The sequence below is a fragment of the Metabacillus indicus genome, assembly GCF_046603695.1.
Classification (GTDB): Bacteria; Bacillota; Bacilli; order Bacillales; family Bacillaceae; genus Bacillus_P; species Bacillus_P indicus.
In genome coordinates this window covers 3,921,156-3,943,048 of sequence record NZ_CP176757.1, presented here as the reverse complement: position 1 = coordinate 3,943,048, position 21,893 = coordinate 3,921,156, and the positions used below count along the sequence as shown (strand labels likewise).

General features: G+C 45.9%; 25 protein-coding genes. 21 read left to right on the top strand and 4 right to left on the bottom strand.

The window, feature by feature from the left end; genetic code table 11:
• Positions 1 to 16: 16 nt before the first annotated feature.
• Positions 17 to 427 (top strand): hypothetical protein, encoded by a 411-nt coding sequence (locus ACK1LH_RS20055; protein ID WP_029566585.1) that lies wholly within the window; start codon positions 17 to 19, stop codon positions 425 to 427.
• 36 nt (positions 428 to 463) lie between these two features.
• On the opposite strand, the gene ACK1LH_RS20050 is transcribed toward ACK1LH_RS20055, so the two are convergent.
• Both ACK1LH_RS20050 and ACK1LH_RS20045 read right to left on the bottom strand, forming a co-directional pair.
• Complete coding sequence (locus ACK1LH_RS20050) at positions 464 to 985, bottom strand: MerR family transcriptional regulator (protein WP_029566586.1); 522 nt, start codon at positions 983 to 985, stop codon at positions 464 to 466.
• Positions 986 to 1,139: 154 nt separating this feature from the next.
• The gene (locus ACK1LH_RS20045; protein WP_029566587.1) at positions 1,140 to 1,526 is read right to left on the bottom strand and encodes a VOC family protein; all 387 of its coding nucleotides are present in this window, start codon (positions 1,524 to 1,526) and stop codon (positions 1,140 to 1,142) included.
• 338 nt (positions 1,527 to 1,864) lie between these two features.
• Between ACK1LH_RS20045 and prfA the strand changes: the two genes are divergently transcribed.
• The 10 genes from prfA (at position 1,865) to glyA (ending at position 10,262) form a co-directional block, all read left to right on the top strand.
• Positions 1,865 to 2,935 carry a peptide chain release factor 1 gene (prfA, locus tag ACK1LH_RS20040; RefSeq protein ID WP_029283322.1) on the top strand — a complete coding sequence of 357 codons (1,071 nt, stop codon included), beginning with the start codon at positions 1,865 to 1,867 and terminating at the stop codon, positions 2,933 to 2,935.
• A gap of 5 nt (positions 2,936 to 2,940) precedes the next feature.
• Positions 2,941 to 3,810 (top strand): peptide chain release factor N(5)-glutamine methyltransferase, encoded by an 870-nt coding sequence (prmC, locus tag ACK1LH_RS20035; RefSeq protein WP_029283324.1) that lies wholly within the window; start codon positions 2,941 to 2,943, stop codon positions 3,808 to 3,810.
• Between the two features lie 242 nt (positions 3,811 to 4,052).
• Positions 4,053 to 4,778: a stage II sporulation protein R gene (spoIIR, locus tag ACK1LH_RS20030; RefSeq protein ID WP_029283326.1), complete on the top strand. Its 726-nt coding sequence runs from the start codon at positions 4,053 to 4,055 to the stop codon at positions 4,776 to 4,778.
• A gap of 117 nt (positions 4,779 to 4,895) precedes the next feature.
• A complete protein-coding gene (locus ACK1LH_RS20025; RefSeq protein ID WP_411334136.1) occupies positions 4,896 to 5,336 on the top strand; it encodes a GNAT family N-acetyltransferase in 441 nt (146 codons plus the stop codon).
• A 163-nt stretch (positions 5,337 to 5,499) separates the two neighbouring features.
• Entirely contained in the window at positions 5,500 to 6,540 is a 1,041-nt protein-coding gene (locus ACK1LH_RS20020; RefSeq protein WP_411334135.1) for an L-threonylcarbamoyladenylate synthase, read from the top strand.
• Between the two features lie 90 nt (positions 6,541 to 6,630).
• Positions 6,631 to 7,191, top strand: a complete 561-nt coding sequence (locus ACK1LH_RS20015) for a manganese efflux pump MntP family protein (RefSeq protein WP_029283332.1) — start codon at positions 6,631 to 6,633, stop codon at positions 7,189 to 7,191.
• Between the two features lie 139 nt (positions 7,192 to 7,330).
• Entirely contained in the window at positions 7,331 to 7,780 is a 450-nt protein-coding gene (locus ACK1LH_RS20010; RefSeq protein ID WP_029283333.1) for a low molecular weight protein arginine phosphatase, read from the top strand.
• Positions 7,781 to 7,800: 20 nt separating this feature from the next.
• The gene (gene rpiB / locus ACK1LH_RS20005; protein WP_029283335.1) at positions 7,801 to 8,244 is read left to right on the top strand and encodes a ribose 5-phosphate isomerase B; all 444 of its coding nucleotides are present in this window, start codon (positions 7,801 to 7,803) and stop codon (positions 8,242 to 8,244) included.
• A 13-nt stretch (positions 8,245 to 8,257) separates the two neighbouring features.
• Entirely contained in the window at positions 8,258 to 8,833 is a 576-nt protein-coding gene (locus ACK1LH_RS20000) for a TIGR01440 family protein (protein ID WP_411334134.1), read from the top strand.
• A gap of 193 nt (positions 8,834 to 9,026) precedes the next feature.
• A complete protein-coding gene (glyA, locus tag ACK1LH_RS19995; RefSeq protein ID WP_029283339.1) occupies positions 9,027 to 10,262 on the top strand; it encodes a serine hydroxymethyltransferase in 1,236 nt (411 codons plus the stop codon).
• Positions 10,263 to 10,310: 48 nt separating this feature from the next.
• Here glyA and ACK1LH_RS19990 read toward each other — a convergent pair whose 3' ends face one another.
• Complete coding sequence (locus ACK1LH_RS19990) at positions 10,311 to 11,132, bottom strand: undecaprenyl-diphosphate phosphatase (protein ID WP_035319403.1); 822 nt, start codon at positions 11,130 to 11,132, stop codon at positions 10,311 to 10,313.
• A gap of 365 nt (positions 11,133 to 11,497) precedes the next feature.
• Between ACK1LH_RS19990 and ACK1LH_RS19985 the strand changes: the two genes are divergently transcribed.
• On the top strand, positions 11,498 to 13,624 hold the full coding sequence (locus ACK1LH_RS19985) for an alpha-amylase family glycosyl hydrolase (RefSeq protein WP_411334132.1): 2,127 nt from the start codon (positions 11,498 to 11,500) through the stop codon (positions 13,622 to 13,624).
• A gap of 84 nt (positions 13,625 to 13,708) precedes the next feature.
• Here ACK1LH_RS19985 and ACK1LH_RS19980 read toward each other — a convergent pair whose 3' ends face one another.
• Positions 13,709 to 14,113, bottom strand: a complete 405-nt coding sequence (locus tag ACK1LH_RS19980; protein WP_029283343.1) for a YfmQ family protein — start codon at positions 14,111 to 14,113, stop codon at positions 13,709 to 13,711.
• A gap of 196 nt (positions 14,114 to 14,309) precedes the next feature.
• Between ACK1LH_RS19980 and upp the strand changes: the two genes are divergently transcribed.
• From upp to atpA, 9 genes are all read left to right on the top strand, one after another.
• Positions 14,310 to 14,939 (top strand): uracil phosphoribosyltransferase, encoded by a 630-nt coding sequence (gene upp, locus ACK1LH_RS19975; protein ID WP_029283345.1) that lies wholly within the window; start codon positions 14,310 to 14,312, stop codon positions 14,937 to 14,939.
• Positions 14,940 to 15,011: 72 nt separating this feature from the next.
• Positions 15,012 to 17,258, top strand: coding sequence for a S8 family serine peptidase (locus tag ACK1LH_RS19970; protein ID WP_411334131.1), 2,247 nt, complete (start codon positions 15,012 to 15,014; stop codon positions 17,256 to 17,258).
• Positions 17,259 to 17,442: 184 nt separating this feature from the next.
• Positions 17,443 to 17,664, top strand: coding sequence for an AtpZ/AtpI family protein (locus tag ACK1LH_RS19965; RefSeq protein WP_029566597.1), 222 nt, complete (start codon positions 17,443 to 17,445; stop codon positions 17,662 to 17,664).
• 7 nt (positions 17,665 to 17,671) lie between these two features.
• Complete coding sequence (locus tag ACK1LH_RS19960) at positions 17,672 to 18,040, top strand: ATP synthase subunit I (RefSeq protein WP_029283350.1); 369 nt, start codon at positions 17,672 to 17,674, stop codon at positions 18,038 to 18,040.
• A gap of 20 nt (positions 18,041 to 18,060) precedes the next feature.
• Positions 18,061 to 18,771, top strand: coding sequence for a F0F1 ATP synthase subunit A (atpB, locus tag ACK1LH_RS19955; protein ID WP_029566599.1), 711 nt, complete (start codon positions 18,061 to 18,063; stop codon positions 18,769 to 18,771).
• 57 nt (positions 18,772 to 18,828) lie between these two features.
• Positions 18,829 to 19,041 carry a F0F1 ATP synthase subunit C gene (atpE, locus tag ACK1LH_RS19950; RefSeq protein WP_029283354.1) on the top strand — a complete coding sequence of 71 codons (213 nt, stop codon included), beginning with the start codon at positions 18,829 to 18,831 and terminating at the stop codon, positions 19,039 to 19,041.
• Positions 19,042 to 19,217: 176 nt separating this feature from the next.
• On the top strand, positions 19,218 to 19,742 hold the full coding sequence (gene atpF / locus ACK1LH_RS19945) for a F0F1 ATP synthase subunit B (protein WP_029283356.1): 525 nt from the start codon (positions 19,218 to 19,220) through the stop codon (positions 19,740 to 19,742).
• Positions 19,739 to 20,284 (top strand): F0F1 ATP synthase subunit delta, encoded by a 546-nt coding sequence (locus ACK1LH_RS19940; protein ID WP_029283358.1) that lies wholly within the window; start codon positions 19,739 to 19,741, stop codon positions 20,282 to 20,284. Before atpF ends, ACK1LH_RS19940 begins: the two co-directional genes overlap by 4 nt.
• A 15-nt stretch (positions 20,285 to 20,299) precedes the next feature.
• Complete coding sequence (gene atpA, locus ACK1LH_RS19935) at positions 20,300 to 21,808, top strand: F0F1 ATP synthase subunit alpha (RefSeq protein ID WP_282033674.1); 1,509 nt, start codon at positions 20,300 to 20,302, stop codon at positions 21,806 to 21,808.
• The last annotated feature ends 85 nt before the right edge of the window (positions 21,809 to 21,893 follow it).

Here is a 21,893-nt window from a genome sequence, read left to right as displayed (position 1 = left end):
AAATGGAGGTGTTTTTATGAAAATGTTATGGATCCTTTTTTTAATCCTGGTTCTCGGGGCATGCGACAATCCATCAAATCAATCAGAGATACAGCCTGAATCAGACAAAGGAAGCGAACTGAAGAGGACAGGGGAGGGTGTTTCAAACAACAGGGGAACAACCGAGCAGAACCCGAACTTTCTGAATCTGTCCAAAAACAGGGAGCAGAATGAGGATGAAATGGATAAGCTTCATGAGGTCATCCGCAATGACCCGTCATTGAAAATTGAGAACATCACGATGAACGGCGGGAAAATCAGCGTGGATGTTGTGTCCTCAAAAGAGATGTCTGATCATGAAATGGCGGATAAACAGAAAGAACTTCAGAGAAAAATGCAGAACATCATCCCGAGATATGACGTCCACGTCGACTTGGAGGCAAAATAAAAAACTCGTTTCTGTTTAAACGAGTTTTTGTTTTTTTTAGAAGCTGAAAAGAGAACTGATCAGACTTCTTCTTTTTTGTTTTTTAGGCGGTTTTACATGGTCAAACACGAGCGCGTGCTCCATCGGATGCTTTTCTTTCTGCTTTTCAAGTGTCTCTACCTTAGCTTCAAGCTCTTCAATGCGGCTGTTCAATTCTTCGATTTCTCTCCGGTGCTGCAGCAGCTGATAGGAGACGACGCTGTCTGCCTTGCTGCTGATTTTTTGATCCAGTGCCTTAAGCTTTTGCATGATTTCTTCATAATTAAGATCAGCGGGGGGCGCTTCCGCTATTTTTACGACCGCTTTTCTAGGCGGTTTTTTTTCCGTTACTTTTACTTCCTGAAAAAGAATTCCCTGATTAAGCTGATCCTTAATATCACGAAGTGTGCCAATGTCCTCTTCTGTAAAAAAGTAATGACCAAGCTCATTGCGCTCCATTTGAAGATTCAGCTGCTTCACCCAGCGCTGAACGGTTTTCGGCGAAACACCCAGCAGTTTGGCAACCTGGCTTGTATTCATCTCCATTCCCCCTTGTCCAGTTTTCCCGAAACATACAAAACACGATGATCAACATGTTCGATAAGAGAAAGTCTGATCCCTTCCGGCCAGACAAAAGAAGAATCAATTCGCCAAAGAAAGTGCTGATTTTACGAATTCCGCAAGCTCTTTCGACTTAATCCTCATACAACTCAAGCGGCAGCCCGTCCGGATCCTGGAAAAACGTAAACTTCCTGTCTGTAAACTCATCCACCCGGATCGGTTCTGTCTCAATGCCAAGCGCATTCAGCTCTGCGACTGCGTCATCTATATTTTCAACAGAGAAAGCAAGGTGTCTGAGACCTGCCGCCTCGGGACGCGAAGGGCGCTCAGGAGGGGAGGGGAAAGAAAACAGCTCAATTTGAGTGTGATCGCTGACAGCCAGATCAAGCTTGTATGAATCTCTTTCTGCCCTGTAAGCCTCGTTTAGAATGCCAAAACCAAGCTTGTTCACATAAAAATCCTTTGAAACCTCATAATCTGTACAAATAATGGCGATGTGGTGCACTTTTTTGATGTTCATGGTATTGGTCCTTTCTTTTCTGTGTCCAGCTCCATCGCTCAACTCCTCTGTCAGAACGAAATCGTCGGTAAAGGCAAAAAGCGCCTTTTCCGCCGCTTCCTTATCTGACTCCCGGAGCTAAACGAGCACTTCCGCTTTTCTATTGTCCAGCTCCGCCTCCTAGTCCTTCTGTCAGAACAAAATCCCCCGAAAAGTCTAAACCCGGACTTTCCGTGTGATTTCTTATCTGACTGCCAGGCCTGAACAGTCGGCTCCGCTTTTCCCGTAATTTGCTTTTGACGCTTTCAATAACCTATACTATAATTATAACGTTATGGACGAAAATAGAGGTGAATAACGTGCTGGACCGCTTACAATCCGTAGAAGACCGCTACGAAAAGCTAAACGGACTACTGATGGATCCTGATATTATCAACGATTCAAAGAAGCTCCGCGAATATTCAAAAGAACAATCCGATTTGCAGGAAACAGTTGACGTATACCGTGAATATAAATCAGTAAAAGAACAGATTGACGACGCCAAAGCCATGCTTGATGACAAGCTTGACGCTGACATGCGCGACATGGTGAAGGAGGAGCTTTCTGAGCTGCAGTCACAGGAGAAAGACCTGGCTGCACGCCTGAAGATTCTTCTGATTCCAAAGGACCCGAACGATGACAAAAACGTTATCATGGAGATCCGCGGCGCTGCAGGCGGAGATGAGGCAGCTCTGTTTGCAGGAGACCTTTACCGCATGTACAGCCGTTTTGCCGAAGCTCAAGGGTGGAAGACAGAAGTTATGGAAGCCAACACTACCGGTGTCGGCGGCTATAAAGAGATCATCTTTATGATCAATGGAAACGGCGCATTCTCGAAGCTAAAATATGAAAACGGTGCACACCGTGTGCAGCGTGTCCCTGAAACAGAATCCGGCGGAAGAATTCACACGTCCACAGCGACGGTTGTCTGCCTTCCGGAAGCGGAGGAAGTGGAAGTGGAAATTCACGATAAAGATATCCGCGTCGATACATTTACTTCAAGCGGACCGGGCGGACAGAGTGTCAACACGACAATGTCGGCCGTACGCCTGACGCATTTGCCGACAGGAACAGTGGTGTCCTGCCAGGATGAAAAGTCACAGATTAAAAACAAAGAAAAAGCCATGAAAGTACTTCGCGCGCGCGTATATGACAAATTCCAGCGCGAGGCACAGGCTGAATACGATCAAAACCGCAAGCTTGCTGTTGGAACAGGTGACCGTTCAGAACGGATCCGCACGTACAACTTCCCGCAAAACCGTGTAACAGACCACCGCATTGGCCTGACGATCCAAAAGCTTGATCAAATTCTGCAGGGGAAACTGGATGAGTTTGTCGATGCTCTAATCGTAGAGGATCAGTCAAGCAGACTCGACCAGGCAGACCGTTAAGCATGATTAAGGTGTACGAAGCCCTGAAGTGGGCTTCTTCTTTTTTGGCAGAAGCAGAGCGTGATCATAATGCGGGAGAGCTCCTGCTTCGCCACCATCTGAACATGAGCCGTTCGGAAATGCTTGCCTCCTTGAGGATGGACCTGCCCGACGGAGTCTGGGAACCATTCAAAGCAGACGTTCACCGTCATGCAGATGGAGTTCCTGTACAGCACATGATTGGATCAGAAGAGTTTTACGGCCGTTCATTTACGGTCAATAAAGAAGTGTTAATTCCGCGCCCTGAAACAGAGGAACTGGTTGAGGGGATTTTGCTTAAAGCGAAAAGCCTGTTTAAAGGCTATGATACGATTGCCGCAGCCGACATTGGGACAGGCAGCGGAGCCATTGCGATTTCCCTTGCACTTGAAAATCCGGCTTTTAAAGTAAGGGCTGTCGATATCGCACCAGAATCCCTCGAAGTCGCAAGCATGAACGCAGAAAGCCTTGGGGCTGAAGTGGAATTCATGCATGGAGACTTGCTTGCGCCGCTGATGGAAAGCGGAACGAAAATGGATGTGGTTGTCTCAAACCCTCCTTATATCCCGGATGCAGAAGTGCTTGAGCTTTCACCGGTCGTAAGGGACCATGAACCCCACCGCGCCCTTGCAGGCGGAGCGGACGGACTGGACTTTTACCGCAGACTGGCAGCTGACATCCCGCGCGTCATCAGTACGCGTGCCTTGATTGCATTCGAAGTCGGAGCCGGACAGGGCGAAGACGTTAAAGCGCTGCTGCTGGAACAGCTTCCGCACGCACAGGCTGAAGTTAGATACGACATCAACGGCAAGGACAGAATGGTATTTGCTGTTGTAGAAGGAGCGCCTCATGATTGAGGCGATTTTTTTTACACCCAAACCCCATCCCAACCCCAAACTACCTCTTTTTCTAGCAAGATCTTGGGCATTTATCAGTTGATTTTTTCACTTGATTTGCCTTCCTGGACTGCATAGGACAGCTCAATCTCCCATATTCACGAAACAACACTCCAAAAAAATAGATTACTAGTTTTCAAAAAGCTAGTTTAAGATTCTGCCTCCCTGTCCATACTGGTTGCTAGAAGGGGATGGTGATGAAAATGAAGAAACATTATATGGCATTTATATATATTTCATTATTAATGATCGGGGCGGTTATGAACGTTTATAAGGAGCCGCTTGCAGCTGGTGCGCAGCAGGTGAATGAGGCGGTTGTCATTCCGGAAGAGGCGATTCGCCTGCGGATTCTTGCAAATAGTGATTCTGAAGAGGATCAGGTGCTGAAGCGCAAGATCCGCGATGAGGTAAACAAGGAAATCACTGTTTGGGTAGAGAAGCTGACATCGGTTGAAGAGGCAAGAGAGCTGATCAAGTCAAGGCTTCCTGAGATTGAGAAGATTGTCCAGGCGACACTTGTGAGAGAGAACATGGTTCAGGAGTTTACGGTTGATTTCAATAATGTAAGCTTTCCGACGAAGATGTACGGCAGCTACATTTACCCTGCCGGTGATTATGAAGCGATTTTGATTACGCTCGGCGAAGGAAAAGGCGCTAACTGGTGGTGTGTACTGTTCCCGCCTCTATGTTTCCTTGATTTTTCAAACGGGCAGGCAGTTCAGGCAGCTGAACTTGAGGAAGAAGCAGCGCCTGCTGCTGAAGAGGCAGATGCATCTGAGGAGCTTGCTTCATTGCTTGCAGATGAAGAAGAGACAGTTGAAAAAGCATCTGAAGAGATGACTTCCCTGATTGTGGATGAAGAAGAGGAAAAAGAACAAGTAGAAGTGAAATTCTTTTTAGTAGAGTGGTTTGAAGGAGTATTTTCCTGAAAGGCGTACGGTTTGACCGTGCGTCTCTCTTTTTTTCAATACTGGAATATATCTCGGGTCATATCCCATCATTTTTCGTCATAGAGTTGAAGTAGAAACGAAAAACGGGGGGATTGGATGTACTATCAGTTAAGAATTGCTGGAAAAAAGGATGTACAGGCTATAAAAGCGTTTATTGAGAAAGCAGGCTTGAGATCGGACGGAATCGAAGAGTTTGTGGAGTATTTTGCCCTGCTTGAAAGTGATGGACAGATTACAGCTACGCTTGGTGTTGAACCGGTAGGCGGAGACGGCCTGCTGCGCTCGCTTGCCGTGTCGGAGTCTATGAACCAGGCCCACCTGCTTTCTCTTTTTGAAAGTGTTTATGCACTCGCGAAAGAGAAGGGGTTGGGGAGCTGTTACCTTGTGGCAAACAGCAGAAGTGCAGTTGATTTTCTAAGCATCATTGGCTTTCAGGCTGTGGAAAAAAAGAACATTCCGCAGCATTTGCTGCAGTCAGCGCATTTTAAGGAGTCTTTCAGCAAGGAACATGCAGAAGTGATGGCAAAAACATCCTGATGTGGATATATCCACATAGTTATCCACTAATTCACTCGCCTTATCCACATTTTGTGGATAAGGCTTGTATTCTTTTAGGGGTTCTTTTATACTTTCATGAGGAATGAATGAAAAGTGCGGGAAATACTAAGTTATTCACATGTTAGACAGGAGAGTAAGGAAAATGAAGACAAATGTTTGGATTGTGGATAATTTGGAGGATTTATCTTCAAGTTATCCACAAATTGCACAGGCAGCAGCACAATTAAGGGAAAATGAGGTTGTTGCTTTTCCTACGGAGACCGTTTACGGCCTTGGCGCCAACGCAAAATCGGACGAAGCTGTGGGTAAAATCTATGAGGCGAAAGGCAGACCGAGTGATAATCCACTGATTGTCCACATCGCATCCATTAAGCAGCTGCATGAAGTTGCGGCGCATGTGCCTGTTTATGTGGATAAATTGATTGAGGCTCTTTGGCCGGGGCCAATTACATTTGTATTGCCTAAAAAAGCCGGTTTGTCAGACCGTGTAACAGCGGGGCTTGATACAGTCGCAGTGAGAATGCCGGATCATCCGCTTGCGCTTGCTCTTATAAAGGAAGCGAATCTTCCAGTAGCAGCACCGAGTGCGAATCTCTCGGGAAAACCAAGCCCGACGCGCGCGTCACATGTATTTGATGATTTAAATGGAAGAATTGCCGGAATCGTAGACGGCGGTTCAACAGGCGTAGGCGTGGAATCCACCGTTTTGGACTGTACACAGCAAATCCCTGTCATCCTGAGACCGGGCGGCGTTACTAAGGAACAGCTCCAAGCACTGATCGGAGAAGTGACCGTTGACCGGGCGCTGACCGACGAGACACAGGCGCCGAAATCACCGGGAATGAAATATACACACTATGCCCCCGCTGCACCGATGACGATTGTTGACGGCACGCCTTCTTTCCTTCAGGGATTAATCAGCGAGGCAAAAAGCGAAGGGAAAAAAGTCGGCGTTCTCTCTGCAAAAGAGACGGCAGGAAACTATGAGGCAGATGTGGTCTTTTCCTGCGGAAGCAGAGCAGATATGCATACAGTCGCTTCAGAGCTTTATGACGTTCTAAGAGCATTTAATGAAACGGATGTAGACTGTATTTTCAGCGAAAGTTTTTCATCAGCCGGTGTGGGCCAGGCAGTGATGAACAGGCTCATGAAGGCGGCAGGCCACCGTTTAATAAAGGAATAGGGCGAATGATCCAAACCGGAAAATAGAAATGTTCTAAGCCTTACCGGACATGCATAAGTTTGATTGAGGCGTGTCCGGGGAGGCTTGTATATGAATCTCGAAGCATTAATTGGCGAACTGATTACGTTGTTTATGATGGCATTTGCGCTTGGAATGGATGCATTTTCGGTCGGACTTGGCATGGGGATGATCAAACTCAGGCTTCGGCAGATTTTTTATATTGGCCTGACAATCGGCCTGTTTCATATATGGATGCCGCTCGCCGGCATGTGGATCGGCAAAGTGCTCTCAGGAACATTTGGCCATATTGCTTCGCTTGCAGGCGGGGCGCTGCTTATCATTCTTGGCGTCCAGATGATTCTGGCCTCGTTTAAAAAGGACCAGGAATCAATGATCACTCCAGTTGGATTCGGCTTGCTTTTTTTCGCGCTGAGTGTCAGCTTAGACAGTTTTTCAGTTGGCCTGACGCTTGGGATTTACGGGGCAAGAACGCTTTTGACCATTTTGATGTTTGGTGTTGTGAGTATGCTTCTCACGTGGACCGGCCTGCTGATTGGCAGACGCGTACAAACTTGGCTTGGTACATACGGCGAAGCGCTTGGCGGCAGTATCCTGCTTGGCTTTGGACTGAAGCTTATTTTTCCAATGTAGAAAAGGGTCCGGAAACGGGCTTTTTTTGTGCGTTAAAATCGGCATAACTTCTATTTTTTTCATGCAAAAATGATAAGAAGCCCGGTCACTATGTTCCCGGCGTTTTTCAGGTTATAATAACAGAAAAGGGGGAACACGAATGACGAATATCCTTTTTGTTTGTACGGGAAATACATGCAGAAGCCCGATGGCTGAAGCATTGTTGAATCATATGAAAGAAGACAGGCAGCTGTCCGTTAAGTCTGCCGGTGTATTTGCAAGCGACGGCAGCGATGCTTCGCATTTTGCCAAACAGGCGCTCGATGAAAAGGGCATTGCCTGCAGTCATCAGTCGTCTCTGCTGAACGGGGAGCATATTAAATGGGCAACCTACATTTTGACGATGACAGAAAGCCATAAAGAGCTGATTTTTGAAAGGTATCCGCAGGCAATTGAAAAAACGTTTACGCTTTCAGAATTTACGGCTGAAGATGAGCTTGCGCGCCGGGATGTCATGGATCCTTTCGGCGGGTCGCTTGATGTGTACAGAATGACACGCGAAGAACTGGAGAAGATGATTGGACGATTAATGGATAAGCTCAAAGACTAATCAAAGTGGAGGGTATTTTCATGAAAATTGCAATTGCATCTGATCACGGCGGTCTTAGACTGCGCGAGGAAATAAAAAGCTTGATGGATGAGATGAATATTCCATATGAAGATTTCGGCTGTGAGTGCGAAACGTCTGTTGATTATCCGGACTATGCACTTCCTGTTGCTGAAAAAGTGGCAAACGGGGAATTTGACCGCGGGATTCTGATTTGCGGAACAGGTATCGGCATGAGTATTTCTGCCAACAAAGTGAAGGGCATCCGCTGTGCGCTTGTGCATGATACGTTCAGTGCGAAAGCAACGCGCGAGCACAACAACAGCAACATGCTTGCAATGGGAGAGCGCGTAATCGGACCCGGACTTGCACGCGAAATAGCGAAAATCTGGCTGACAACAGAGTTTGAAGGCGGCCGGCATGAAAACCGCGTGAATAAAATCACTGAGTTTGAAAATAAGCTCTGAGGGTGAAGAGAAAATGACTGACATTCAGGAGTGGAAGGTTCAGCTTGGAACCATGCTTGCCGACTTGGAGGAGCAGTCCTCTTTCAGACCCGGCATGGTGTTTGCGGTCGGATGCAGCACGAGCGAAGTGATCGGCGAAAAGATTGGTACAGCAGGGACTGAACAAGTGGCAGAGATGATCTTTTCAGAGCTTGAGGCTTTTAAAGAGCGGACTGGCGTGCATCTCGCTTTTCAGTGCTGTGAACATTTAAACCGGGCCCTTGTGGTGGAGCAGGAAACGGCTGAAAAACACGGGCTTGATGAAGTAACGGTGACACCTGTCCGCAGAGCGGGAGGGGCGATGGCCACTTACGCCTATTCAGTCTTTAAAAATCCTGCCGTTGTTGAATTTATCAAGGCAGACGGCGGAATTGACATAGGTGATACCTTTATCGGCATGCACCTTAAGCATGTGGCGGTTCCGGTGAGAAGCTCTTTAAATCAAGTCGGACATGCCCATGTAACGATGGCCAAAACCCGTCCCAAGCTGATTGGCGGAGAGAGAGCGGTCTATTCTTCTTCAAAAAAAGAGAATAAACAATGTACGTGATAAATACGAACGATAAAATTATATAATAGTGTTTTATTCGTTATTTTAGTGCTTTTTTATCAAAAATAACGCAATTGAACGAAAATCACGCATAAATCTATTACATTCTGCTTTCTGAACGTGTACAATGTAGATGAATGAAAATGTGAAACTGTCAGCAAAATCGTTTGAATTGGATAGGGGGATTCTTAGCATGAAACATTTAAGCAAGCAGGATACTAGTGTATTTGAAGCAATCCAGGATGAACTGCAGCGCCAGCGCACGAAAATTGAGCTGATCGCGTCTGAAAACTTCGTAACAGAAGCAGTCATGGAAGCCCAGGGCTCTGTGTTAACGAACAAATATGCAGAAGGCTATCCGGGACGCCGCTATTATGGCGGCTGTGAGCACGTAGATGTTGTGGAAAACATTGCAAGAGACCGCGCGAAAGAAATCTTTGGTGCTGAGCATGTCAACGTGCAGCCTCATTCAGGTGCACAGGCGAATATGGCTGTTTACTTTACGATTCTTGAGCATGGAGATACTGTTCTAGGTATGAACCTTTCACACGGCGGCCATTTAACTCACGGCAGCCCGGTTAACTTCAGCGGAGTTCAGTATAATTTCGTTGAGTACGGCGTTGATAAAGAAACACACCGCATCAATTACGAGGACGTCCTTGAAAAAGCACGCCTTCACAAGCCTAAGCTGATTGTAGCAGGTGCGAGTGCTTATCCGCGTGCCATTGACTTCAAGAAATTCCGTGAAATTGCAGATGAAGTCGGCGCTTACTTTATGGTCGATATGGCCCACATTGCAGGCCTCGTGGCTGCAGGCCTTCATGAAAACCCTGTTCCTTACGCTGATTTTGTGACAACAACAACGCATAAAACGCTTCGCGGTCCGCGCGGCGGTATGATTCTCTGCAAAGAAGAATATGCTAAAAAAATCGACAAATCCATCTTCCCTGGCATTCAGGGCGGTCCGCTTATGCATGTGATCGCTGCAAAAGCTGTTTCGTTTGGAGAAGTCCTGCAGGATGAGTTCAAAACGTATGCATCAAACATTATTGCGAATGCAAACCGCCTGGCAGAAGGCCTGAAAAGCCAGGGTCTGAATCTCGTATCTGACGGAACGGACAACCACCTCATTTTGATCGATGTCCGCTCACTTGGCCTGACTGGAAAAGTGGCTGAGAAAGTACTTGATGATGTCGGTATTACAGTGAACAAAAACACGATTCCATTTGATCCTGAAAGCCCGTTTGTAACAAGCGGCGTGCGCATTGGAACGGCTGCAGTAACAAGCAGAGGCTTCGGTCTTGAGGACATGGACGAGATTGCTTCTATTATGGTTCTTGCTCTCAGCAACCATGAAGACGAGGCGAAACTCGAAGAAGCGAAAAACCGTGTTGAAACACTTACGGCTAAATTCGATTTATACGTGTGATTTTTCCATACAAAAAGAGCAAATCCCTGCGGATTTGCTCTTTTTCTCTTACAAGAATACGAAATAAATAACGGCTGCAAGCACGATACGGTAAATCGCAAACGGCACGAGCTTAACTTTGTTGATAAGGGCCAGGAAGAATTTAATCGAAATCAGGGCAACAACAAATGCACTGATGAACCCGGCAATGAAAAACGGCAGGGCATCAAGGGTGAAGTACTCCCAGTTTTTCAAAAGGGAAAGCCCGCTTGCTCCGGCCATGATCGGCACGGCCATAATAAACGTGAAATCTGATGCCGTTCTGTGGTTCATTCCGAGCATGACGCCTCCGGAAATCGTAGAGCCTGAACGGGAAAAACCGGGCCACAGCGATAAACACTGAATCAGGCCGACCATAAGGGCCTGTTTATACGTGATTTTGTCCACTGTTTCAGTTGTAACCGTTCGTTTTTTCTGTACAAAATCGGCCGCAATCATCAGGAAAGCACCGACGACAAGTCCGATTAAAACCGTGTTAATGGAAAATAGATGTTCATCAATATAGTCTTCAAACAAAAGACCAAAGATTCCTGCAGGCAGCAGGCCGACAAACACTTGAGACAGCTTTAATTTTGTCTGCTTTTCTTTTGCTGTTTCTTTTTTAAGCCCGAGCAGGCTGATGAATCGTTCTCTGAAAATGATGACAACCGCAAGAATGGATCCGAGCTGAATCACAATTTTAAATGTATTGGCAACTTGCTGGCCATACAATTCTTTGGACTGAAACAGCAGATCATCAAATATAATCATATGTCCAGTAGAAGATACCGGTGCAAACTCTGTTAATCCTTCAACAATGCCAAGTACAACTGCAACAAAAATCTCCCACAAATTCAAAATTCCATTCACCTCATGTCTCTCTTATTAAAAAACACTCTTTGATGATTTTAAACGTTAAGCAGGTAGAAGTCTATGAATTTCATGAAATTGTAAATCTGTGCCAAAAAAAGAATAGGCAAATGGACACAACTTTCATTTTTAGAAAATAGGAAAATAGAAGTTTGTGTATATTCTGAAAACTTATTACGATCAGGATAGATAAAAACAGCGAGCGCGATCATCTTAACTTGAGGGCCATGCATTGTCTCCGGACAACAACCCCGTTATTCAATTATGAATAGCGGGGTTTTATTTTTGGGAAAAGGAGGGCAGTTAAATCTCGTATTCTTATCATTACTAGCAGGGGAGATGGGGAAATGTTGAAAAAAGCGGTAAGTCTAGGTTTTGCGGCAGCACTTGTGTTAGGCAGTTTTGGACCTTTTACAGACCATTATGCAAACGCTTCCATAAGTAATAAAGTCAATTACTCAAATGATGTCATCTATCAAATTATGACGGATCGGTTCGTTGACGGAAATCCGGCGAACAATCCTACAGGGTCTCTTTTCAGCTCTGACTGTTCAAATCTCAGAAAATACTGCGGGGGAGACTGGCAGGGAATCATCAATAAACTGAATGACGGCTATTTCACGGATCTAGGGATTACCGCTCTTTGGATATCCCAGCCTGTTGAAAATGTCTATACCGTTCTGAATGATGCGGCGGGAACAACTTCCTATCACGGATACTGGGGACGGGATTTTAAAAAGACCAATCCTTTCTACGGGACGATGCAGGAGTTTCAGACACTTATAAACACAGCTCACCAGAAAGGGATAAAGGTCATCATCGATTTTGCACCGAACCATACATCGCCAGCTTCAGAGGATACGCCGTCCTATATGGAAAACGGAAAGCTTTATGACAACGGCACGCTTGTCGGCGGCTATACAAGTGATACAAAAGGGCTGTTCCATCATAATGGCGGAACAAACTTTTCATCTATTGAAGACGGAATCTACAGGAATCTCTATGATCTCGCTGACTTTAATCATCAGAATCCTACTGTCGACACGTATATGAAAGATGCCGTCAAACTGTGGCTTGATATGGGAATCGACGGGATCCGCGTCGATGCTGTGAAACATATGCCGTTTGGCTGGCAGAAGACCTTTATGGAGACGATTTACAGCCACAAGCCGGTGTTTACTTTCGGAGAATGGTTCCTTGGAGAAAATGAAGTTGATCAGAATTACTATAACTTTGCCAACAGCACAGGCATGTCCCTGCTTGATTTCCGCTACGGCCAGAAGCTGAGACAGGTGCTGCGCAACGGTTCTGACAACTGGTACGGTTTTAATGCCATGATTGCAGAATCAGAAGCGAAGTATGAGCAGACCGCCGATCAGGTGACATTCCTTGATAACCATGATATGGACCGTTTCCATTTTGACGGGGCCGATGTGAAAAATACAGACCTTGCCCTAGCTGTGATGCTTACCTCGCGCGGTGTACCGAATATTTACTACGGAACAGAGCAGTACATGACAGGGAACGGCGATCCAAACAACCGTAAAAAGCAAACATCCTTCAACAAAACAACAAAAGCCTACCAGATCATCAGCAAGCTTGCTGCTCTCCGCAAAAACAATCAGGCGTTAGGCTATGGAAAAACAAAAGAAAAATGGATCAATAACGACGTTTATGTTTATGAACGAACATTCGGAAAAGACGTCGTTTTAACAGCGGTCAACAAAAGCAAAACAGCATCTTACAACATCAGCGGCCTTACATCAACCCTTCCTGCGGGCACGTATACTGATCAGCTCACAGCAGTCCTCGGAGGAAGCAGCATTTCAGTAGGAAGCGGAGGAGCAGTATCAGCTTTTGACCTCTCGCCTGGAGAAGCAGCTGTCTATTCCTTTAATGGAAGCGCAGCAGCCCCATCAATCGGACAAGTGGGACCTGTTATGGGAGCGCCTGGAACAACTGTAACCATCAGCGGGGAATCATTCGGGTCCACAGCAGGCACTGTGAAATTCGGAACCGTCAATGCCTCTGTCGTTTCATGGTCCAATACGGAAATCACCGTTAAAATTCCAGCTGTATCAGCCGGAAACTACCAGGTATCTGTCGTCACATCAGGCGGTGCGGCAAGCGGCACGTACGGACCGGTTGAAGTTCTTTCAGGCAAGCAGTCATCCGTCCGCTTTATTGTAAACGGCGCTTCCACCAATCTCGGCCAGGCCATTTATATAGTAGGAAACGTAAGCGAACTTGGAAACTGGGATGCCGCAAAAGCAGTCGGACCTTTCTACAACCAGGTCATCACCAAATATCCTAGCTGGTACTATGACGTAAGTGTGCCGTCCGGACGCTCAGTCGAATTCAAATTTATTAAAAAAGACGCCGCAGGAAACGTTGTATGGGAAAGCGGCTCAAACCACGTCTACACAACTCCGGCAAGCGGACCGGGAACATCCGTTTCAAGCTTTCAAAATTAAATGCTGCAAAGCAAAAAAAAGCTGCCGGACACGTTGCCGGCAGCTTTGACTAGGTTATAAATATGGCCATTTCAGCTGCTGCATTCAACATTCTTGCAGACTCTCAGACCGCAGGCTATAAGCCACTGTTTTCTTTTTCCCGTGCTTGAATACATCTGCATGGCCGCTGTAAATATACACAGACAGCGTTACACCCCTTTTTCCCGTATTTACATCAATAATAAAAGGAGTGCCCGTTTTGCTTGCAGGCAGATTGTATTCATTGTATTTATCAAAAAATGTTGCTTCATTAAACATGCGGATAAATTGAGTTTTTTCTTCGCCTTCTAAACGCTTTCCACTGAGGGTTACAGTGGCGCTCTCTTCACTGAGCTTGGAATGAAGGGCGAATTTGCCGAGCAGCCATTCAACAACGAAGGTTGGCGGGCTTGCTATAATTACTTTAAGCAAACTAATTGCAATTGTCAGAATGATAAAACCGGTTGTCATCTATCGTTCATCTCCAAAAAAGTGAATGTATAGCCAGTATAGCTTTATGTTAACATAGATGGTTTTTCAAATTGTGTATGTTCTATGAAAGTTGCCAATCCATATAAACCCATAAAATAAATCTCCCATCCTCCTTGAAACGGCTCTTCTTTTTCTGTAAAATCTATTGAAGTGCATTAGAAAAGGAGATGAGCTGATGGGCAAAGTTTACGTGTTTGATCATCCACTTATACAGCATAAACTGACATATATCCGCGACGTCAAAACAGGCACGAAAGAGTTTCGCGAGCTGGTTGATGAAGTGGCGAGCCTGATGATGTTTGAAATCACAAGAGACATGCCTCTTGAAGAAGTAGAGGTTGAAACACCTGTACAAGTAGCAAAATCCATGGTTCTTGCAGGCAAAAAGCTTGCGATTGTTCCAATTCTGCGTGCCGGTCTTGGAATGGTTGACGGAATCCTTAAATTGATTCCGGCTGCAAAAGTTGGACATGTAGGGCTTTACCGTGATCCGGAGACGCTAAAACCGGTTGAATATTACGTGAAGCTTCCATCAGACGTAGAAGAGCGCGAGTTCATCGTCGTCGACCCAATGCTTGCTACAGGCGGCTCAGCAGTAGAGGCGATTAACAGCGTGAAAAAGCGCGGCGCCAAGAACATCAAGTTCATGTGCTTGATTGCAGCTCCTGAAGGCGTTGAAATTGTGAAAGAAGCTCATCCTGATGTCGACATCTACATCGCGGCACTTGATGAAAAATTAAATGATCACGGATATATCGTTCCTGGCCTAGGTGATGCCGGAGACCGTATGTTTGGAACTAAGTGAACAATAAATCCCCCTTTTACAAGGGGGATTTTTTTATACCCATTTGAGAAGGATAAAAGAGAGGTGACGGTGATGACAAGCAAATTCATTCTCTCTATTTTTCTCATGGCTTCCATTTTTCCAATACATACAAGTGCAGTAACCTATCCGGAAGTGCCTTCCATTCCGGACGTATCTCCCAGCCGCACAGAAACAGTAATGATCATTGTAGAGAAAGCTCATGCGCAGGACTTCTCTGAAAAAATCAAAGTAAACTATCCCCGAGTGAAAATCCGCCGGACGTTCGAAAAAGTGTTCAGCGGCTATTCGCTTGAAGGCAGCCATAACGATTTAATGGCTCTCCAAAAGGAGCCACATATTATCCATGCCAGTCCGGTCGCGTCTTATCAGGTGGATCTTGAAGAAAGTGTACCGTTCATAGGCGGTGACGATGTGAGGGGGCTCTTTGATTCAAAGCAGCACCGCCTGACAGGAGAGGGAGTAAAAGTAGGCATCATTGATACGGGCATTGATTATACTCATCCCGACTTATACCGCAGCTATGCCGGCGGGACAGACATCATTGACGGTGATGATGATCCAATGGAGACAAAAGCGACTGACGGCACTGAAACTCTCCATGGCACACATGTGGCAGGGATTATTGCGGCAAACGGCAGGCTGAAGGGGGTAGCGCCTGAAGCGGAAATCATTGCATACCGCGCACTCGGCCCTGGAGGCTTTGGGACAAGCGAACAGGTCATTGCAGCGATTGAAAAAGCGATTGAAGACAAGGTGGATGTGCTGAATTTGTCGCTCGGCAATATGGTCAATGGACCGGACTGGCCGACCAGTCTTGCGCTTGACCGCGCGGTAGAGCACGGCATCACAGCGGTTGTATCCACCGGTAATTCCGGTCCCGGTGTCTGGACAGTCGGTTCGCCTGGGACGTCCAGCAAGGCTATTTCTGTTGGCGCCTCAACTCCTCCGCAGCGGATTCCCTACCTCACAGCAAGCGGCTCAAGGAGAGAAATACCGGTCACTCAGATGGCTGGTGCAAAAGAGTGGACGCTGCACCAGGGAGAAGAGATGGTATTTGCCGGAATTGGCGAGGAACATCAGTATTCTCCAGACATGAAAGGGAAGGTAGTGCTTGTTGAACGCGGGAAAATCACTTTTACCGAAAAAGCTCTTTTTGCTGAAAAGATCGGCGCGAAAGCGGTTGTTATCTATAACAATATGAAAGGTAGCTTTGCGGGCAATCTTGAACTTCCGGCAAACATTCCGGTTGTCTCCATTTCAAAAGAGGACGGCTTGTGGCTGAAAAAACAGCTGAACGAAAAACCGGTGATCCGAACGGTTTACCGGAACGAATCAGATCAGATGGCTGATTTCAGTTCAAGGGGCCCAGTCACCCGGACATGGGAAATCAAGCCTGACGTTGTAGCTCCTGGAGTAGCGATTGACAGCACAGTGCCAGAAGGGTATTTAAGCCTCCAGGGTACAAGTATGTCAGCACCTCATGTGGCAGGGGCGGCCGCACTAATCAAGCAGGCCCATCCGGAATGGAAACCGGAGCAGATCAAGGCTGCCCTCATGAATTCATCCAAGCCTCTGAGCGGGAAAAAGGCGGACTATTATCAGCCGATCGAACAAGGTGCCGGACGAATAGACGTTATGAGGGCACTTGAAACAGAAGCACTGATGTATCCGGGGGCGCTGTCGTTTGGCCAGGTTATTACAAAAGGCGGGGGAAGCACTCAGAAAAAGGTAAAGCTGACACTGGATAATCAATCAGACAAAGAAGTCGTCTATTCGTTTTCCTATCCTTTCTATAAGAATGGTCTGCAGTGGGACATGCCCGAGAAAACGGCAGTTGAACCAGGCGGAAAAAAGGATGTATACGTAAAAGTGAATATCTATGCAAACAAGCTGGAAAAAGGCCTGCATCAGGGATGGATTAAAGCAGAAGCCGACGAAACGGTCAGGGAGCTTCCGTACTTGTTTGTAGTGGATGAACCGGATTACCCGCGGGTGATGGGCTTTGAGTTCGGATTCGGAGATTCGGCAGGAGTCTATCAGTATGAATTGTACTTGCCGGGAGGCGCGGATGAAATGGGCATCGCACTCTATGATCCGGACACACTTAGGTTTGTGGCGTTTCTGGACTGGGGCAGGGATCTTCAGAAGGGGGCCGTTAAAAAGACGTTCAGACAAAAGGATCTGGGTCTTGAAGACGGGCTTTACAAAGCAGTCGTTTTTGCCAGAAAAGGGGACAGGGAAGACACGTTTGAAACGGACCTTATCTTTGAAAATCCCAAGGGAAAACTGGGAAACTAAGTAATTGTGAACTTTTTGTGATAGGCTTTTTTGATTGTCAAGTTTTTGGTTTTAAAGCAATTGACATTAAATAGAGCCTATTGTATGCTAGACGAGGGTAAATGATAAGGTTTTCATAACGCTTTCAATTACCCGTTTCTATCCCCAGATAAACCCTTTATTAATCTATTAGCGAGGCGGTCGAATGCGCAAAAAAGAGCGTCATCCCATGCAGGCAATGGCCCTTATGACAGGCATTCTGTCTCAGCTAGTCGGTTCAACACTAATTGGCATCTTTTCAGGAAGATGGCTCGACCGATATTTCCATACTGAACCGCTTTTTATGATCATCGGCCTTTTCATAGGCCTGGCAGCAGGAATTACTGCCATGATCAAGCTTGTCCACCACTTTTTTTCAGGAGACTGAATCATTCATGTTTGATTTGCACCAGATGTACCGAAGATACCGGAAATATATGTTCCTCCTGCTGTCTCTTTATGCCTTGGGCTGGGGATTCACAGGGCATCAGTCTGTCTTTTTGGGGCTTGCGCTCGGAACATCACTCAGCTTGTTTAACTTATGGTCAATGGTCCGCAAACAACTGCAATTTGGTGAGGCTGTTCAGCAGAATAAGAAGGTCAGGTCACTTGGTACGGCAACAAGGCTTGCGTCAGCGGGACTCGCTGCACTCCTTGCCATGAAGTATCCGGAATACCTGAATATGGTTAGTGTCATTATTGGATTAATGACAGTTTATATCGTCATTATGATAGATTATGTTTTCCAACACTCACGCGCTTAGCCGGAAGAGAGGTGAATCTATTGCATCACGGAGCTCCTATAGTTGAGTTTTTAGGTCTTACTTTTAACTTATCCAACGTTTTAATGATCACTGTTGCCAGTGTTATCGTATTTCTGATTGCGGTAATGTCAACACGCAGAATGGCGATGAAGCCGACAGGCATGCAGAACTTCTTTGAATGGGTGGTCGATTTCGTTAAAGGAATCATCAACAGTTCAATGGACTGGCATACCGGCGGACGATTTCTCACGCTCGGCGTTACCCTGTTAATGTACATATTTGTCTCAAATATGCTGGGACTGCCGTTCTCAATTGCAGTTAACCACGAGCTATGGTGGAAATCACCGACAGCAGATCCGACGATTACACTTACTCTTGCAGTCATGATCGTGGCTCTTACACACTACTACGGTGTGAAAATGAAAGGAACATCTGAATATGGGAAGGATTTCTTCCGTCCGATGGCGTTTCTTTTCCCGATCAAGATCATTGAAGAGTTTGCCAACACATTAACGCTTGGTCTTCGTCTTTACGGTAACATCTATGCTGGTGAAATCCTTCTGGGTCTTCTGGCTGGCCTTGCTACAACAGGCGTGCTCGGCGCTGTATCAGCCGCACTTCCAATGATGGTATGGCAGGCGTTCAGTATTTTTGTAGGTTCGATCCAAGCATTTATCTTTGTCATGTTAACTATGGTTTATATGTCTCACAAAGTGAGCAGCGACCACTAATTAATAGGTAACAACTGTTTAAAAAAACTTTTACTATTTTGAGAGGGGATTTAAATAATGAATTTAATCGCAGCTGCAATTGCAATCGGCTTAGCGGCACTTGGTGCTGGTATTGGTAATGGTCTTATCGTTTCACGTACAGTAGAAGGTGTTGCTCGTCAGCCTGAACTTCAAGGTAAGCTTCAAACAATCATGTTCATCGGTATCGCACTAGTTGAGGCACTTCCGATCATCGGAGTAGTTATCGCGTTTATCGTACTTGGAAGTTAATAAAGAGACTCCTGTCTCTACATAAATGGCGAAGATCGTGTTTGACCCTTCTTCGCCATTGCTTTATGTTTTTATATTCATGCAGGAAAGATTCGGCCGAGAATCAAAACGTACAATCTCGAGCTTTTTTTCATAGTAACCCATCATGGAACACTTGAAGGGAGTGAAACCGGGCAATGGTAACGTCAAACTTAGTTGTTGGAGCAGGTGCAGGTTTAACATTAAACACTGGAGATATTTTATTCCAGCTGGTTATCTTCTTAATCTTACTCGCATTGCTGAGAAAATATGCTCTTGGACCAGTCATGGGCATCATGAAACAGCGTGAAGAGCACATCGCAAGTGAAATTAATGCGTCTGAAGCAAAGCATGCGGAAGCAAAGAAGCTTGCTGAAGAACAGCGTGAACTTTTAAAACAGGCAAGAACAGAAGCGCAAAGTTTAGTGGAGAGTGCGAAGAAGCTTGGTGAAAAGCAAAAGGAAGATATTATTCTGGTAGCTCGTTCAGAGGCAGAACGCATCAAACAATCTGCGCTTAAAGAAATTGCGACGGAAAAAGAGCAGGCCATTACAGCTCTCCGTGAGCAAGTTGCATCACTTTCTATTTTAATTGCTACGAAAGTAATTGAAAAAGAATTGAATGAGAAAGAACAAGAAAAGCTTATCCACGATTATATCAAAGAGGTAGGCGAAGGTCGATGAGTAAAGAAATAGTTGCAGCTCGCTATGCATTGGCTCTTTTTCAAATCGCTAAGGAAAACCGCACGATTGACCAGATTGAAGAGGAACTGCTTGTCATCCAGAAGGTAACAGCGGAGAATCCTGAATTACTGAACGTGCTTACACATCCAAAAGTGCTGCTAGAAAAGAAAAAATCCATGATGAGTGAAGCGTTCGCTTCTTTATCTCAACCTGTTTTAAGTACGGTTCTTCTATTGATTGAGCGTCAGCGAATCAGCGTGATTCCTGAGCTTGCTGAGCATTTTGTGAAACTTGCAAATGACGAGCGCGGCACAGAGGATGCGATTGTCTACTCTGTAAGGCTGCTTGATCAGGATGAATTAACAGCGCTGTCTGATACGTTTGCCAAAAAAATCGGCAAAACTTCACTTCGTTTAAGAAACGTAATTGATCAGAATCTGATCGGCGGAGTCAAGCTTCGTATCGGCAATCGCATTTATGATGGAAGTATAAGCGGTAAGCTTGAACGTATAGAGCGACAATTAGTTGCAAAAAGATCGTAGATAGGGGTGAAACTCATGAGCATCAAAGCAGAAGAAATTAGTGCACTGATTAAAAAGCAAATCGAAAGCTATCAGTCTGATATCAAAGTTAGTGATGTAGGTACAGTTATCCAGATTGGTGACGGTATCGCCCGTGCTCATGGCCTCGACAATGTCATGGCTGGAGAGCTTGTTGAATTTTCAAACGGCGTAATGGGTATGGCTCAGAACCTTGAGTCAAACAACGTGGGTATCATCATCCTCGGACCATACGCAGACATCCGTGAAGGCGACGAAGTGCGCCGCACTGGACGCATCATGGAGGTTCCTGTAGGTGAGGAACTGATCGGACGCGTTGTAAACTCTCTGGGACAGCCTGTTGACGGCCTTGGTCCAATCGAAACAAAACATACACGCCCAATCGAGAGCCCTGCTCCAGGCGTTATGGATCGTAAATCTGTTCATGAACCGCTTCAAACAGGAATTAAAGCGATTGACGCTCTTATTCCAATCGGACGCGGACAGCGTGAGCTTATCATCGGTGACCGCCAGACTGGTAAAACATCTGTAGCAATCGATACAATCCTTAACCAAAAAGACGAAAACATGATCTGTATCTATGTTGCAATTGGACAAAAAGAATCGACTGTCCGCGGCGTAGTTGAAACACTGCGTAAAAATGGCGCATTAGATTACACAATCGTTGTTACGGCATCTGCTTCACAGCCTGCACCGCTATTATTCTTAGCTCCTTATGCAGGTGTAACAATGGGTGAGCATTTCATGTACAACGGCAAGCACGTTCTTGTTGTGTATGATGACTTAACTAAGCAGGCATCTGCATACCGTGAACTTTCGTTGCTCCTTCGCCGTCCTCCAGGTCGTGAAGCATATCCTGGTGACGTATTCTACTTGCATTCACGCCTTCTTGAGCGTGCTGCAAAACTCAGTGATGCAAAAGGCGCAGGTTCACTGACTGCTCTTCCATTCATTGAAACACAGGCGGGCGATGTATCGGCATACATCCCGACAAACGTTATCTCCATCACTGATGGACAGATTTTCCTTCAGTCTGACCTTTTCTTCTCAGGTGTGCGTCCAGCGGTTAACGCCGGTCTTTCCGTATCACGTGTTGGAGGATCTGCTCAGATCAAAGCAATGAAAAAAGTATCAGGTACACTGCGTCTTGACCTTGCTTCATACCGTGAGCTTGAAGCATTCGCTCAATTCGGTTCTGACCTTGATAAAGCGACTCAGGCTAAACTTAACCGCGGTGCGCGTACTGTTGAAGTTCTAAAGCAGGGCTTGAACAAACCGCTTGCAGTTGAGAAGCAGGTTGCCATTCTTTATGCATTGACTAAAGGATTCCTGGATGACATTCCAGTAGAAGATATCAAACGCTTTGAAGAAGAGTACTTCTCATTCCTCGAGCAAAACAATAAAGCGATGCTTGATCATATCCGCACAACTGGAAATCTTCCTGAAGACAGCGACTTCCAGGCTGCGATCACGGCATTCAAAAAGACATTCGCGATTTCTGAATAAACTTGGTAAAGTATGAAGGTTTGCCTTCATACTTTATCTTCACGTAAATGAATCAGGTTGATTTTTATAAAAAGGTGGTGAGAAC

Coding starts and splice junctions, on each gene's coding strand:
- ACK1LH_RS20020 (WP_411334135.1), top strand. CDS start 5,500: ATGAAGACAAATGTTTGGATTGTGGATAATTTGGAGGATTTATCTTCA.
- glyA (WP_029283339.1), top strand. CDS start 9,027: ATGAAACATTTAAGCAAGCAGGATACTAGTGTATTTGAAGCAATCCAG.
- ACK1LH_RS19960 (WP_029283350.1), top strand. CDS start 17,672: ATGTTTGATTTGCACCAGATGTACCGAAGATACCGGAAATATATGTTC.
- ACK1LH_RS20010 (WP_029283333.1), top strand. CDS start 7,331: ATGACGAATATCCTTTTTGTTTGTACGGGAAATACATGCAGAAGCCCG.
- ACK1LH_RS20015 (WP_029283332.1), top strand. CDS start 6,631: ATGAATCTCGAAGCATTAATTGGCGAACTGATTACGTTGTTTATGATG.
- ACK1LH_RS20025 (WP_411334136.1), top strand. CDS start 4,896: ATGTACTATCAGTTAAGAATTGCTGGAAAAAAGGATGTACAGGCTATA.
- atpA (WP_282033674.1), top strand. CDS start 20,300: ATGAGCATCAAAGCAGAAGAAATTAGTGCACTGATTAAAAAGCAAATC.
- ACK1LH_RS20055 (WP_029566585.1), top strand. CDS start 17: ATGAAAATGTTATGGATCCTTTTTTTAATCCTGGTTCTCGGGGCATGC.
- spoIIR (WP_029283326.1), top strand. CDS start 4,053: ATGAAGAAACATTATATGGCATTTATATATATTTCATTATTAATGATC.
- ACK1LH_RS19985 (WP_411334132.1), top strand. CDS start 11,498: ATGTTGAAAAAAGCGGTAAGTCTAGGTTTTGCGGCAGCACTTGTGTTA.
- ACK1LH_RS19965 (WP_029566597.1), top strand. CDS start 17,443: ATGCGCAAAAAAGAGCGTCATCCCATGCAGGCAATGGCCCTTATGACA.
- atpE (WP_029283354.1), top strand. CDS start 18,829: ATGAATTTAATCGCAGCTGCAATTGCAATCGGCTTAGCGGCACTTGGT.
- ACK1LH_RS19980 (WP_029283343.1), bottom strand. CDS start 14,113: ATGACAACCGGTTTTATCATTCTGACAATTGCAATTAGTTTGCTTAAA.
- rpiB (WP_029283335.1), top strand. CDS start 7,801: ATGAAAATTGCAATTGCATCTGATCACGGCGGTCTTAGACTGCGCGAG.
- ACK1LH_RS20045 (WP_029566587.1), bottom strand. CDS start 1,526: ATGAACATCAAAAAAGTGCACCACATCGCCATTATTTGTACAGATTAT.
- ACK1LH_RS19970 (WP_411334131.1), top strand. CDS start 15,012: ATGACAAGCAAATTCATTCTCTCTATTTTTCTCATGGCTTCCATTTTT.
- ACK1LH_RS19940 (WP_029283358.1), top strand. CDS start 19,739: ATGAGTAAAGAAATAGTTGCAGCTCGCTATGCATTGGCTCTTTTTCAA.
- ACK1LH_RS20050 (WP_029566586.1), bottom strand. CDS start 985: ATGAATACAAGCCAGGTTGCCAAACTGCTGGGTGTTTCGCCGAAAACC.
- ACK1LH_RS20000 (WP_411334134.1), top strand. CDS start 8,258: ATGACTGACATTCAGGAGTGGAAGGTTCAGCTTGGAACCATGCTTGCC.
- upp (WP_029283345.1), top strand. CDS start 14,310: ATGGGCAAAGTTTACGTGTTTGATCATCCACTTATACAGCATAAACTG.
- atpF (WP_029283356.1), top strand. CDS start 19,218: ATGGTAACGTCAAACTTAGTTGTTGGAGCAGGTGCAGGTTTAACATTA.